Source organism: Pseudomonas sp. HUK17, from assembly GCF_001566765.1.
Genome location: NZ_LSMW01000013.1, coordinates 60,701 through 74,494 on the forward strand (window position 1 = coordinate 60,701; position 13,794 = coordinate 74,494).

At 65.3% G+C, this 13,794-nt stretch carries 13 protein-coding genes; 9 read left to right on the top strand and 4 right to left on the bottom strand.

From position 1 onward, the window contains the following. Positions 1-77: 77 nt before the first annotated feature. The gene (locus AX284_RS09310; protein ID WP_017642743.1) at positions 78-1,199 is read left to right on the top strand and encodes a YncE family protein; all 1,122 of its coding nucleotides are present in this window, start codon (positions 78-80) and stop codon (positions 1,197-1,199) included. A 104-nt stretch (positions 1,200-1,303) separates the two neighbouring features. Beyond that, positions 1,304-1,774 (top strand): MEKHLA domain-containing protein, encoded by a 471-nt coding sequence (locus tag AX284_RS09315; RefSeq protein WP_082731538.1) that lies wholly within the window; start codon positions 1,304-1,306, stop codon positions 1,772-1,774. A 338-nt stretch (positions 1,775-2,112) separates the two neighbouring features. Here the strand turns inward: AX284_RS09315 and AX284_RS09320 are convergent, their stop codons facing one another. The 4 genes from AX284_RS09320 to AX284_RS09335 form a co-directional block, all read right to left on the bottom strand. Then, complete coding sequence (locus AX284_RS09320; RefSeq protein WP_064307186.1) at positions 2,113-2,781, bottom strand: LutC/YkgG family protein; 669 nt, start codon at positions 2,779-2,781, stop codon at positions 2,113-2,115. Next, complete coding sequence (locus AX284_RS09325; RefSeq protein ID WP_153015337.1) at positions 2,778-4,223, bottom strand: LutB/LldF family L-lactate oxidation iron-sulfur protein; 1,446 nt, start codon at positions 4,221-4,223, stop codon at positions 2,778-2,780. The genes AX284_RS09320 and AX284_RS09325 overlap by 4 nt, the downstream gene beginning before the upstream one ends. A gap of 5 nt (positions 4,224-4,228) precedes the next feature. Further along, positions 4,229-5,053: a (Fe-S)-binding protein gene (locus tag AX284_RS09330; RefSeq protein ID WP_068384867.1), complete on the bottom strand. Its 825-nt coding sequence runs from the start codon at positions 5,051-5,053 to the stop codon at positions 4,229-4,231. A 73-nt stretch (positions 5,054-5,126) separates the two neighbouring features. Next, the gene (locus AX284_RS09335) at positions 5,127-6,821 is read right to left on the bottom strand and encodes a lactate permease LctP family transporter (RefSeq protein WP_068384870.1); all 1,695 of its coding nucleotides are present in this window, start codon (positions 6,819-6,821) and stop codon (positions 5,127-5,129) included. 221 nt (positions 6,822-7,042) lie between these two features. Between AX284_RS09335 and AX284_RS09340 the strand changes: the two genes are divergently transcribed. The 7 genes from AX284_RS09340 to AX284_RS09365 all read left to right on the top strand — a co-directional run. After that, positions 7,043-7,810 carry an FCD domain-containing protein gene (locus AX284_RS09340; protein ID WP_064307183.1) on the top strand — a complete coding sequence of 256 codons (768 nt, stop codon included), beginning with the start codon at positions 7,043-7,045 and terminating at the stop codon, positions 7,808-7,810. A gap of 565 nt (positions 7,811-8,375) precedes the next feature. After that, positions 8,376-8,945, top strand: coding sequence for a methyl-accepting chemotaxis protein (locus AX284_RS12360; protein WP_236712159.1), 570 nt, complete (start codon positions 8,376-8,378; stop codon positions 8,943-8,945). Continuing rightward, positions 8,942-9,112 carry a hypothetical protein gene (locus AX284_RS12105; RefSeq protein WP_236712158.1) on the top strand — a complete coding sequence of 57 codons (171 nt, stop codon included), beginning with the start codon at positions 8,942-8,944 and terminating at the stop codon, positions 9,110-9,112. The genes AX284_RS12360 and AX284_RS12105 overlap by 4 nt, the downstream gene beginning before the upstream one ends. Positions 9,113-9,123: 11 nt before the next feature. Next, complete coding sequence (locus AX284_RS09350) at positions 9,124-9,495, top strand: response regulator (protein ID WP_007162125.1); 372 nt, start codon at positions 9,124-9,126, stop codon at positions 9,493-9,495. 18 nt (positions 9,496-9,513) lie between these two features. Then, the gene (locus AX284_RS09355) at positions 9,514-9,819 is read left to right on the top strand and encodes an STAS domain-containing protein (protein ID WP_068384874.1); all 306 of its coding nucleotides are present in this window, start codon (positions 9,514-9,516) and stop codon (positions 9,817-9,819) included. After that, complete coding sequence (locus AX284_RS09360; protein ID WP_068384878.1) at positions 9,816-11,981, top strand: chemotaxis protein CheA; 2,166 nt, start codon at positions 9,816-9,818, stop codon at positions 11,979-11,981. Before AX284_RS09355 ends, AX284_RS09360 begins: the two co-directional genes overlap by 4 nt. Positions 11,982-12,001: 20 nt before the next feature. After that, a partial coding sequence (locus AX284_RS09365) for an MCP four helix bundle domain-containing protein (RefSeq protein WP_068384884.1) occupies positions 12,002-13,794 on the top strand: 1,793 nt, incomplete at its 3' end.

The following is a 13,794-nucleotide window of genomic DNA, read 5'->3' on the forward strand; positions in this document are numbered from 1 at the left end:
TCTCCTTGGGCATAGTGCGAACGTTTATCATTTCAGGATTGTCCTGATCTCTCGTACCTCGTCCCTAGGAGAAGCAAATGGCGGTGTCTTTCAACAAGGTCTCGACGCTGGGCGCCATGGCGCTACTGTCCCTGGCAGTGGCCGCCTGTTCCAATCGCCCGGAGGCACCGACGCCACCGCCACCCGCGCCGGCTCCCGTGGCCGCGCAACCGGCCCCGCCCCAGGCGCCCGCTGAACTCAAGCGCATCGAGCTGGGTTACGGCGTCTATGAACTGGCCTACAGTCCGGCCAAGCAGTCGGTCTATGCTGCGACCGCCCAACTGACCAAGGGCGTCACCGGCGGGGTGATCTATCAGCTGGACCCGGCGACCCTGGCCATCACCGGGCAGATCCACACCGATCTGAAGAATTTCGCCCTGACCACCGACGCCAGTGGTGAGACGCTGTTCGTCACCAACTCCTTGGATGGTGGTCTGAGCCGCATCGACCTGCGCACCGGCAAGGTGGAGAAGCGCCTGAAATTCAACGAGATGGGCCGCGACGGCCATCCGGTCAATCCGCGCCAGGTCATCCTGCATGACGGTCTGCTGTATGTCGGCGGCGTTGGCGATCCGGGCGTGATCTGGGTGGTGGACGCCAAGACCCTGACCCTCAAGGCGCGCATTCCCAATGCCGGCAAGTGGGTGACCGGCCTGCTGTACTCCGAGGATACCGGGCGTCTCTATGCGGCCAATGGCAGCGGGGAAGTGCTGGTGATCAATCCGCGTACCCGCAAGATCGAGCACCGCTGGACCCCGGGCGATGGCGGCAAGTACCTGCTGCTGAATCTGGCCGAGGATCGCGCGAACCACCAGTTGTTCGTTACCGACAATTCCGAAGCCAAGACCGTGCTGGTCTTCGATATCCGCAGCGGCAAGGTGATCAAGCGTCTGCCGGTGGGCGATGCCCTGGCCATCAAGCTCAATACCACGCGTAACGAGCTGTACATCACTCAGCGCGAGACCGGTCGGCTGCTGATCTTGGACGCCACCACCTACGCCGAGAAGAAGGCCTACGACCTCAAGCCCAATCCCAACAGCCTGCTGGTGAGTCCGGATGGCCAGACGCTGTATGCGACGGTGAAGACGCCCTTCGACAAGGAATACATGAACACCGCGCCGGAAAGCGTGGTGCGCATCGACCTGACCGCGGTGAAGTAAACCGCGCCTGCGGGCTGCCGTGGCGTCCTGCCGCGGTGGCCCTGGGCTTCCCAAGCCCGTCGGGTTGCTCTTGAATGGTGATCCCTCGCCAAGGAGCTACCGGTTTGTCCGCTACCGATCTCAGTTTGCTTCCACTGCTGGACGCCTCCTACCACCACTGGCTCGGCCAACCGCTGCCGCGGCCTGCCGGCCTGTCTCAGGCCGACGTTCTGACGTGGCTGCACGAAAGGGCGCCCTATGCCCTGCTGGCCCACGGCATCGAACAGGATCCGCTGTTCTGCTATGCCAACTACCAGGCCTTGTGCTGCTTCGGCTATCCCCGCGCCGAGTTTCTCGGCATGCCGTCGCGCTTCAGCGCCTCGCCCAAGGACCGGGACGAGCGTCAGCGCCTGATGGAGGCGGTGGGGCGCCAGGGTTATGCCAGTGGCTATGAAGGCTGGCGGGTCGATCGAGACGGTGAGGCCTTCCAGATCCATGCCGGCGTGGTCTGGAATCTGCTCGATGTCGACGGACAGCGGTTGGGGCAGGCGGCGTTGTTCTGGCCGGATCCGCAGCGGGTTGGTCAGCTGGAGTGAGAGGGAGATCGTTGGGCTTCGCTGCGCTCAACCCAACCTACGATGACTCTTTGGCCATAATGCTTGTAGGTTGGATTGAGACGGCTCCATCGTCGAAGCCCAACAGGACCCGCACGAAGCTAGGCTCTGTTGGGCTTTGCTAACGCTCAACCCAACCTACGGTGTTCCTTTTGCAGCGAGGACTGTAGGTTGGGCTGAGACAACTTCATCGTCGAAGCCCAACAGGGTATGCATCGAGGCTGGGCTCTGTTGGGCTTCGCTGCGCTCAACCCAGCCTACGCGGTGAGCTGGACCGCTCCCTCTCCCTTGGGAGAGGGCTAGGGTGAGGGGCAAAACCCTCACTCGTCCTCGACGATCAGCACCACCAGGTCCTTGGGCCCATGGGCGCCATAGGCGAGCACCTGCTCGATGTCGGCGGTCTTGGATGGTCCGGAGATCAGGAGGGCATTGGTCGGCATGCCATCCTGCCAGCGGTGTTGTTGCTGCAACTCATAGAAGTTGTCGACCACGGTGCTGGCCCTGAGCAGGGCGATATGCAACGGCGGCACCAGACTCATCAGCCGCGGTTCCTGGCGATCCGGCCAGAGCACCAGGCTGCCGGTGGAGGCCAGGGCGCCGAGGGTGCCGGTGAGGCTCGCCGGGGTGTCGTTGAACAGTTCGGCCTTCCACTCTTCCACGGGGCGGTCATAGGCCTTCCAGCGTGGCTGGCCTTGGTCCTGCCAGCGCTCCACCAGGCGCGCGCCATGCGGCGTGCCTGGGGCGATCAACAGCTGATCCAGACCTCGTTCGGCGAGGACGCGCTCCACCTGCGCCGGCCAGTCCGCCGTGGTGGTCAGGTGCGTCTCGGTATGCACCATTTCCATCAGGGTTCGCAGACGGGCGACGCGCTCCGTGGGTGGGTAGCGCCAGGGCTCGGTCACCAGGGCTTCGTCGAAGTTGTCGGCCAGGGGCTGGGTACCCTGCAGACTGCCACGCAGCTTGGCGAGGATGTTGTCGCGGGCGCTCATGGGCGGTTCTCCAGGTGTTCGCGGGCCAGTTCGTGGAGCGAGCGCTTCGCTGGCTTGGGCGCGCTGTGGTGCTCGGTCCAGGGCCCGAGTTGGCCCGGGGTGAAGCGGCCGAAGCGGGTGGCCAGGTAGCTGAAGCCGCGATAGAGCAGCGGCGAGGTGAAGAGGCTCTGCCAGGCATGCCAGGTCCAGCGCTCCCGGGCGGAAAACTTGCTGCCCTGGCCGCGCAGAAGCTGCGGCTCTGCCGCGGGCGCCTTGACGTTTTCCTCGCGCAGTCGGCGCAGCAGGGCGGGAATCGGGATCTTCACCGGGCAGACTTCACCACAGGCGCCGCACAACGACGAGGCGCTGGGATGATCGGGCGCCCGTTCCAGGCCGACCAGATGCGGGGTGATGATGGCGCCGATGGGGCCGGGATAGACCTCGCCATAGGCGTGGCCGCCGATGCGGGTATAGACCGGGCAGTGGTTCATGCAGGCGCCGCAGCGGATGCAGTTGAGGGTCTGGCGCAATTCGCTGTCGGCGAAGGCCTGGCTGCGGCCGTTGTCCAGCAGCACCAGGTGCACCTCGCGCGGCCCGTCCAATTCCTCGGCCTTGCGCGGCCCGGAGATCATGTTGACGTAGGTGGTGATGGGCTGACCCAGCGCCGAGCGGGTCAGCAGCGACAGCAGAGGCACCACGTCTCTGAGGTTTTCCACCACCTTCTCGATGCCGGTCACGGCGATATGTACGGGCGGCACCGTGGTCGACATTCGCCCGTTGCCCTCGTTTTCCACCAGCAACAGGGTGCCGGTCTCGGCCACGGCGAAGTTGACCCCGGAGATGCCGATGTTGGCCTCGAAGAATTTCTGCCGCAACACCCGCCGGCCGGTCTGGATGAGTTCATCGACGTCGGTGGTGTAGGGCTCGGCCAGGTGCTCGTGGAAGAGGGTGCCCACCTGCTGCCGGTTGAGGTGGATGGCCGGCATGATGATGTGTGACGGCTTCTCGCCGGCGAGCTGGATGATGTACTCGCCCATGTCCGACTCCAGGCAGTCGATGCCCTGGGCGCCGAGGACGTGGTTCATGTCCATCTCTTCGCTGACCATGGACTTGCCCTTGATCAGCAGTTTGGCCGCATGGCGCTCGGCGATCCCCTGGACGATGGCGTTGGCCTCGGCCGTGGTCTCGGCCCAGTGCACCTGGACGCCATTGCGTCTGAGATTGGCTTCCAGCCGCTCCAGCAGATCCGGCAGCTTGGACAGCGCCCGGGCCCGGATGCGATTGCCCAACTCGCGCAGGCGCTCGCGCTCGTCGGCGTCGCTCATGCTGGCCAGCCGCTTGGTCATCAGCGAATCCATGGCCGTGCGGAAGTTGCGCCTGAGCTGGTCGTCGCCCAGGGCCTGACGCGCACGCGTCTTGAAGGGCGGCGCCTCGCTGATGTCGGTAAGGGGAATCTTCAGCATCTCGTTCACGCTGCACCTCCGATACGGCGCCAGAGAAAGCTCGCCAGGTGTTCGCCACGCAAGGCGGCGCGTTGCTTTTCCAAGGCACCGTTGATGTTCATCAGGCAACCGCAGTCGGCGGTGAGCACCTGGGCGGCACCGCTGTCCTGCAGGGCACGGGTCTTGTCCGCCACCATGGCACCGGAGATGTCCGGCATGCGTACCGAGAAGGTGCCGCCAAAACCGCAGCATTCGCTCTCGTGATCATGGTCGACGCGCTCCACGGCCGCCAACTGGCTGAGCAGAGCGCGGCCGTGCAGGTGGGTCTGCATCTCGCGCCGAGCGCTGCAGGAGGTGTGCAGGGCCACCTTGGTCGGGGCGCCGCGGTCCTGGTAGTCGACCTGGCAGACGTTGAGCAGGAATTCCGCCAGTTCATAGGTGAGTTCAGCGAGATCCTGTACTTGGCGCAAGGTCTCGGGCTCATCGGCGAACAGCTCGGCATAGTGATGGCGCAGCATGCCGGCGCAGGAGCCGGAGGGCACCACCACGGGCCAGGGTTCGGCGAAGAGCGCCAGCTGGGCGCGGGCTACGGCACGGGCTTCCTCGGTATAGCCCGAGGTGTAGGCCGGCTGGCCGCAGCAACTCTGCGCCTGGGGAAAATGCACGCGGATACCCTCGCGCTCCAGCAGGCGAATGCTGTCCAGGCCGGCTTCGGGATAGAAGAGGTCGACCACGCAGGTGCCGAACAGATAGACCTGGGTCGGTTTCTGCTGCGGATAGGTCCGTGGCGGCGTCAGGGGCGGCGCGGTACGGGTGGCGTTGGGGGCGGCGTTGTAGAAAAGATCGTTCATCAGGCGTCACTCCGGGTTAGCCCGGTAATAAGAGGACCGGCGATGGCCTGAGCCGCCGCCGGGAAACGCGCTATCAGTGCACCAGCATCCCGGTGAACACATAGGCCTGCGCCAGGGTGATGAAGCCGACCAGGACGGCGAAGCCGATACTGTGGCGCACGGTGAAGCGGAACAGGTCGGACTCCTTGCCCACCATCCCGGTGGCAGCGCAAGCCACGGCGATGGACTGCGGCGAGATCATCTTGCCGGTCACGCCGCCGGAGCTGTTGGCGGCCACCAGCAGGGTGTCGGAAACGCCGATCTGGTGCGCGGTGGTCGCCTGCAGCGAGCCGAACAGGGCGTTGGAGGAGGTATCCGAGCCGGTCAGGAACACCCCCAGCCAGCCCAACAGCGGCGAGAAGAAGGGGAACAGCGCGCCGGTGCCGGCCAGCAACAGGGCGAGGGTGGTGGACATGCCCGAATAGTTGACGACGAAGGCAAAGGCCAGCACCAGCCCGATGGACAGGATCGGCTTGCGCAGTTCCACCAGGGTTTCCTTGAACACACCCAGGGCGGTCGAGGGCTTGATGCGGAAGATGGCCATGGAGATCAGGGCGGAAATCAGGATGGCCGTGCCCGAGGCCGACAGCAGGTCGAGCTTGTAGACCGCCGGCATGGGCGTCGGGGTGGCCACGATCGGCAGTGTCTTGATCACCAGCTTGTCCAGATAGGGCACTGGGACGTTGATCACCAGGGCATAGAGAGCGCCGCCGGTGGCGAACAGTGCCTTGAAGGCCTTGGTGGTCCAGAGGGTGACGATCACGGTCAGGATCAGGAAGGGTGACCAGGCCTTGATCACGGTGCCCAGCGAATGCTCCGGTGGCAGGCGACCGCCTTGGCCGAAGCCTGCACCACCGCCTAGCGCAGCTGCGCCGCCGCCGCTCACCACGGTGTTGGCACCGGCAGTGGCCTGCTGCGGTTGGCTCAGCTTGAGGTAGCCGGTGAGGGCGATCATGGCAGCCAGAGACGAGGTGATGTCAGGCAGTTCTGGGCCGAGGAAGTTGGAGGTCAGGTACTGGACCACCGCGAAGGTGCCACCGCAGATCAGCGCCGGTTTCCAGGTTTCCCGCAGGCCACGCATGCCATCCATCATGAACATCAGCCACAGCGGTATCAGCAACGCCAACAGTGGCAGCTGGCGACCGGTCATGGCGCCGATCTTGAAGGCGTCGATGCCGGTCACCTGACCGGCGACGATGGTCGGGATGCCCAGGGCGCCAAAGGCCACCGGTGCGGTGTTGGCGATCAGGCAGAGACCGGCCGCCTTCAGCGGGTTGTGGCCCAGGCCTACCAGCAGCGCGGCGGTAATGGCCACGGGCGCGCCAAAGCCGGCGGCTCCTTCGAGGAAGGCGCCGAAGCAGAAGCCGATCAGCAGCACCTGCAGGCGCTGGTCGTCGGTAATGGACAGCACCGAGCTGCGGATGATGTCGAACTGGCCGCACTTGACCGTCAGCTTGTAGAGGAACACCGCCGTGACGATGATCCAGGCGATGGGCCAGAGGCCGTAGAGGAAACCGTAGCCGGCCGAGGCCAGCGCCTTGTCCACCGGCATGCGGTAGACGAGCAGCGCGATGGCCAGGGCGAGCGCCAAGGTCAGGGCGCCCGCGACATGGCCCTTGAGTCTCAGACCGGCGAGGGCAACGAAGAAGAACAGAATGGGCAAGGCGGCGACGAAGGCCGAAAGGCCCAGGCTGCCAAGGGGGAGATAGATCTGTTGCCAGGTTTCCATCGGGTGCTCCTTGATTGTTTTTGTAGGGAGGCGGCAGGACGGGGTTGCACAAGATCGCGACCTGTGGCAAAAATTGGTAAGACCAATTTACAAGTGCGACTTCACGCACGTTAAGCGGGGTCTTTGCCTCTGTCAAACCCCTTGATGTGCGACTTTCGTCGGCCCATCCCTTCCACCCGGCGGACGGCCGCTGCTGTCCGCGGCATTTTTCGAGGTTTTTCATGGGGTTCGAACCGGTCAAGCAACGTCGTCTGTCGGACGACATCGTCAAGAATCTCGAGGCGCTGATCGCCGAGGGTTCCCTGCGACCTGGCGAGCGCCTACCAGCCGAGCGGGTGCTGGCCGAGCGCTTCGGGGTGTCGCGACCGTCCCTGCGTGAGGCCATCCAGAAACTGGTAGCGCGGGGACTGCTGCTCAGCCGCCAGGGCGGCGGTACCTATGTCACCGAGGCGCTCAACAGTGCCTTCACCGATCCGCTGCTGCCGCTGTTGGAAAGCCGCGAGGAAACCCGGCGCGACCTGCTGGAATTTCGCCATACCCTGGAAAGCGCCTGCGCCTACTACGCTGCGCAACGGGCCACCGAGCCTGATCTCGCGCGACTGACCCTGGCCTGGGAGCGACTGGAAGATTGCTATCGGCGGCGCGAGACCCTGGCTCGGGAAGAGGAGGGTGAAGCCGATGCGGCTTTTCACCTGGCCATCGCCGAGGCCAGTCACAACGCCGTCTACCTGCACAGCATTCGCAGCCTGTTCGAACTGCTGCGGCATCACATGGTGACCAATATCGGCGGCATGCAGGCCCAGCGTGGCGAAACCCGCGAGCGCTTGCTGGAACAGCACCGGACGCTCTACCAAGCCATTGTCGCGGGTGAAGCCGAACGCGCGCGCGAGGCAGCGAGCCTGCATCTGGGCTATGTACGAGAGGTGCTGGAAGAGGCGGGAGCCATGGCAGGCCGTCTAGCACGGGCCAAACGGCGCGACGAACTCTGAAAAAAGCTGGCGGAAAAACTAGTAGTGGCACTAAGCTACTACAATAAGTTATCCGTCCGTGGCTAAAGTTTAGCGTTCCAGAGCTGATAACCCGGTCACACCTTCCCGCCTTCGCTGGCGTCTAGACCGGTATCTTCCTGTGGAACACGCCCCTTCCTCGCCTTCGCTCGTCGACTCTACCTTCACCCCTGCATTGCTGGGTGCCTGCGGCACCGGCGCGATCCTGTACGCGGGCGGTGTCACTGCGACCACCCTGGCCCTGAGCGCCACCCAGGTGGTCCTGGCCATGGGCCTGGGCTTCTGGCAGCTGCGTCGCGCTCAGGCACGGCAGGTCGAGCAGTCTGCCGGTCAGGCCATCCACCAGAGCCCGGTCAGCGGCCGGGACGAAGCTCTCGAAGCCCTCTGTGTAGCCGTGCTGCCAGTGTGGTCCGAGCAGATCGAAGCCGCGCGCGTCCATACCGAGCAGGAAATCGTCAGTCTGACCAGTCGCTTCGCCGAGCTGGCGGACCGTATCCACAGTGTCGCTGGCAACGATCACGGCAGTGGCGATCGCCTGGTCAGCTTGATGGCCAGCAGCCAGAACCAGTTGGACGGCATCCTGCAATCGCTGCGTGAGGCGCTGTCGAGCAAGGGGGCGTTGCTCACCGAGGTCAACGGCTTGGCCGGCCTGACCGAGCAACTCAAGAGCATGGCCAAGGACGTCGGCGACGTGGCCCGCCAGACCAACCTGCTGGCCCTCAACGCCGCCATCGAAGCCGCGCGTGCCGGTGAAGCCGGGCGCGGTTTCGCCGTGGTCGCCGACGAGGTCCGCAAGCTGTCCACGTTGTCCGGCGACACTGGGCAGAAGATCGGCGAAACCGTGGAAACGGTGAATGGCGCCATCGCCCGCACCCTGGAGCTGTCGCAACTCCACGCCGAGCGCGACACCGGCACCCTTAACCAGTCCGGCGAGACCATCGAACAGGTCATCGGTAGCTTTGGCGGCACCACCCGCGACGTGGTCGAGCGCAGCGATGCCCTGGCCGACAACGCCGCGGCCGTGGGCGGCGCCATCGCCGAGGTGCTGGTCGCCCTGCAGTTCCAGGATCGCTCGGCCACATCCGCGACGACCAGGCCCGCCTCGAGCGCCTGGTGATCGAGCGTCGCGCCCTGGCCGCCAGCGGCCAGCCGCTGCCGCCCCTCGACACCAAGGGCTGGCTCGCCGAGCTGGCCCGTACCTACACCATGGCCGAGCAGGTCGCCGTGCACCACGGCAAGCGACCGGCCGCCGCCGCTGCCGAATCCGATATCACCTTCTTCTAAGGAAAGCTGCCATGAGCAACAAGACCATTCTGATCGTCGACGACTCCATCTCCATCCGCCAGGTGGTGTCCATGACGCTGAAAAGCGCGGGCTACGACGTCATCGAGGGCTGTGACGGTCGCGATGCCCTGACCAAGCTGGACGGTCGCAAGGTGCACCTGATCATCAGCGACGTGAACATGCCCAACATGGACGGCATCACCTTCGTCACCGCGGCCAAGAAGCTGCCCGCGTACAAGTTCACTCCGGTGATCATGCTCACCACCGAATCCGATGCCGCCAAGAAGGCCGCCGGTCAGGCCGCTGGGGCCAAGGCCTGGATGGTCAAGCCGTTCCAGCCCGCACAGATGCTGGCAGCGGTTTCCAAGCTGATCATGCCCTGATAGCCCCGGAGGCTACCCATGAACGACGTCATTCGTACCCGGTTGCCCTTCTCCGGGCCGCTGACCATCTACACCGCGGCGGACAGCAAGCCGCTGCTGATGGAGCCCCTGGCCGCCGGGGGCACCGTGGCGTTGGAGCTGGCCGAGGTCGATGAATTCGATTCGGCCGGGCTGCAGTTGCTGCTGCTGGCCCACCGGGAGGCGCAACGGTTGGGGGGTAGTCTCGAGCTGGTCGATCCCAGCCCCGCCGTCACCGAATTGCTGGAGCTGGCAGGTCTCGCCGACTTCTTTACCGCGGCTACCGCGGAAGGTGTTGCCGCATGAACATGGACGAGATCCTCAAGACGTTCATCGCCGAGAGCGAGGAGCTGTTGCAGCAGATGGAGGCCGCCCTGCTGCAGATCGAGCAGGCGCCGGATGACGCCGAGCTGATCAACGCCATCTTTCGCGCCGCCCATACCATCAAGGGTTCGGCGGGGCTGTTCGGCCTGGACCATGTGGTGGCCTTCACCCATGTCGCCGAAAGCGTGCTCGATCGCATCCGCAGTGGTGAAATGGCGTTCGACGAGACGCTGTCGGCACTGTTCCTGGAGGTTTGCGATCACCTCAATGGCCTGATTGCCCGGGTGTCGTCCGGCAGCGAGCCGGAGGCCGACTTCCAGGCCGTGGGCGCCGCTCTGGTGCAGCGCCTGGAGCATTATCTGCAGCCGAGCGCCCAGGCGGCCCAGCCGACCGCCGTGGCGCGCGCCCTGGTGACACCGGTGGATGGCGTGGCCGCCGGCCACTGGCATTTGTCGCTGCGCTTCGGCCCGGACATGCTGCGCAATGGCATGGATCCGCTGGCCTTCGTGCGCTACCTCAATACCTTCGGCCGCATCGTCAACATCGTTACCCTGTTCGATGCCATTCCGACCGTCGCCGAGATGGATCCGGAAACCTGCTACCTGGGCTTCGAGGTCGCGTTCGACAGCGATGCCGACAAGGAAACCATCGAGGCGGCCTTCGAATTCGTCCGCGAAGACAGCCAGATCCGCATCCTGCCGCCGCACAGCCGCAGCAGCGACTATTGCCAACTGATCGACGACCTGCCCGAGGAAGACCTGCGCCTGGGCGAAATCCTGGTGCGCTGCGGCACCCTGACCGCCACCGAGCTGGACGAGGTGCTGCGCCGCCAGGCCGATCCGGCGGTGCCGCGCAAGCCCATCGGCGAGGTCTTGGTCGAGGCCCAACTGGTCAATCCGCCGGTGGTGGACGCGGCCCTGAACAAGCAGCGCAAGATCAAGGAACAGCGGGCGCCAGCCAGCGAAGGCCAACTGATCCGTATCGACGCCACCAAGCTCGACCAGCTCATCGACCTCATTGGCGAACTCATCATCGCCGGTGCCGGCACCCAGCTGATCGCTCAGCAGAGCGGCCTGACCACCCTGGTGGAATCCACCGGGGTGCTGTCGCGCCTGGTCGAGGAGGTGCGGGATACCGCCCTGACCCTGCGCATGGTGCAGATCGGCACCACCTTTAACCGCTTCCAGCGCGTGGTGCGCGACGTCTCCAAGGAAATCGGCAAGGACATCGCCCTGCGCATCAGCGGCGGCGATACCGAGCTGGACAAGACCGTGGTGGAAAAGATCGGCGATCCGCTGACCCACCTGATTCGCAACGCCATGGACCATGGCATCGAATCCGCCGAATTGCGCCTGGCCCGCGGCAAGCCGGCCCAGGGCACCGTGGGCCTCAACGCCTATCACGAGTCGAGCAGCATCGTCATCGAAGTCACCGATGACGGTGGCGGTCTGTCGCGCGAGCGCATCCTGCGCAAGGCGACCGAGCGCGGCCTGATCAGCGAAGGCCAGGTGCTGGGCGACAAGGAGGTGTTCAACCTGATCTTCGAGCCGGGTTTCTCCACCGCCGAGCAGATCAGCAACCTGTCGGGTCGCGGCGTCGGCATGGACGTGGTGAAAAAGAACATCACCGCCCTGCGCGGCAGCGTCGACCTCACCAGCGAGGAGGGCCGGGGCACCACGGTAACGATCCGCCTGCCGCTGACCCTGGCGATCATCGACGGCTTCCTCATCGGCGTTGGCAAGGCCGCCTACGTGGTGCCCCTGGAAGCGGTGGAGGAGTGCATCGAATTGACCGAGGCGGCCAGCGTCCAGGCCAGCGGCAACGACTATCTCGACCTGCGCGGCGAGGTGCTGCCGGTGCTGCGCCTGCGCCAGCTGTTCGCCATCGAGGAAGCGCCGCCGCGGCGCCAGAACGTGGTGGTGGTGCGCTACGCCGGCCAGCGCGCCGGTCTGGTGGTCGATCAGCTGCTCGGTGAATTCCAGACCGTGATCAAGCCTCTCGGTCCGTTGTTCGACCACAACCGCAGCCTGGGCGGCTTCACCATCCTCGGCAGCGGCGCCGTGGCGCTGATCCTCAGCGTGCCCGGGTTGATCGGCGAGGCTTCGTCCACCACCGTCTCCGCCCACGCCGCCGTACCGGCCTGAGCGACAAGGAATAAGAATACATGACCGTTACCAAACGCATGTCCCTGCTGGTGCTCTCCGCGCTGCTGGGCATCATCCTGCTCGCGGGTATCGCCTACCAGCAGTTGAGCCAGGTGTACGACCGCGCCAATTACGGCAACGACAACACCGTACCGTCGATCCTGGGCATCGATGCCATCGATGCCCATTCGGCCGACATCATCACCGGCATCTACCGCCACCTGGCCGCGGACGGCGACGTCGCCACGCGCGAGGCCGAGAAGGAACTGACCGAGGCCCAGCAACTGACCGAAAAGGCGCTCAAGGACTATGAGCCGCTGATCTCCGACGAAGCCGATCGGCGCATGCTGCAGGACGATCGCCAGGCCATCGTGGCCCTGAACGATCTGGTGGCAACGGTGTTGCCTCTGTCGCGAGCGAGCCAGGACGAGGACGTCAAACGCATCCTCGGCGAGCAGCGCAAGGTGATCGACCATGTCGGCGATGCCCTCGATGCGCACCGCAGTTACAACCAGAAGCTCGGCAGCGAGCAGGCGCAGGTCGCCGGCCGTACCATGAGCCAGGCCACCGTCCTCTCCATCGGCATCGCCTTGGTGACCCTGCTGGCCGTCGGCCTGCTCGGTTTCTTCATTACCCGCAACCTGCTGCGCCAGCTGGGTGGCGAGCCGGCCGAGGTGGCCAAGGTCGCCAACCGCACGGCCGCAGGCGACCTGCCCGACGATCTGCAGCTGCGCGCTGGCGACGATTCCAGCCTGATGGCCGCCATGCAGCGCATGGTGCTGACCCTGCGCGGCCTGGTGCAGGAGATGACCACCATGGCCGCCGAGCATGATCGCGGCGAGACGGACGCGCGCCTGCCACAGGAGCGATTCCAGGGGGCCTTCCGCAACGTCGCCGAAGGCGTCAATGCGATGGTCGCCGGTCACTTGGAGGATTCCCACAAGGCCATGGCCTGCGTGAAGAGCTTTGGCGAAGGCGATCTGGCGGCCGAGCTGGAACGTTTCCCCGGCAAGAAGGCGGTGATCAACGACAACCTCGAACAGGTGCGCGGCAACATCCAGCGCCTGGTCGCGGAAATGGTGCAGCTGTCCGAGGCCCATGATCGCGGCGCGACGGACGCCCGCATTCCGGTGGAGCGTTTCCAGGGTACCTTCCGCAGCATGGCCGAAGGCGTCAATGCCATGGTCGCCGGGCACCTGGAGGATTCGCGCAAGGCCATGGCCTGTGTGAAGAGCTTTGGCGAAGGCGACCTGTCGGTGCCGCTGGAACGCTTCCCTGGGCAGAAGGCAGTGATCAACGACAACCTCGAGCAGGTCCGCGGCAACATCCAGCGCCTGGTCGAAGACGCCGCCCAGCTGAGCCAGGCGGCCATGGCCGGGCGCCTCGATAGCCGTGCCGACGCCAGTGCCCACCAGGGCGACTTCCGCCGTATCGTCGCCGGCATCAACGGCACCCTGGACGCCATCGTCGCCCCGGTCAACGAGGCCATGGGCGTGATGGCCGGTCTGGCCCAGGGTGACCTGAGCCGTACCGTCCAGGGCGCCTACCAGGGTCAGCTGCTGGAATTGAAGAATTCCATCAACGGCACCGTCGGCAAGCTGAACCAGATCATCGGCGACGTACGGCTGTCGGCCGATGCCCTGGCCAGTGCCTCGGAAGAGATCTCCGCCACCGCCCAGAGCATGAGCCAGGCCAGTACCGAACAGGCCGCTTCGGTGGAAGAGACCAGTGCCAGCGTCGAGCAGATGTCGGCCTCCATCGCCCAGAACACCGAGAATGCCCGGGTCACCGACGGCATGGCCGGCAAGGCCGC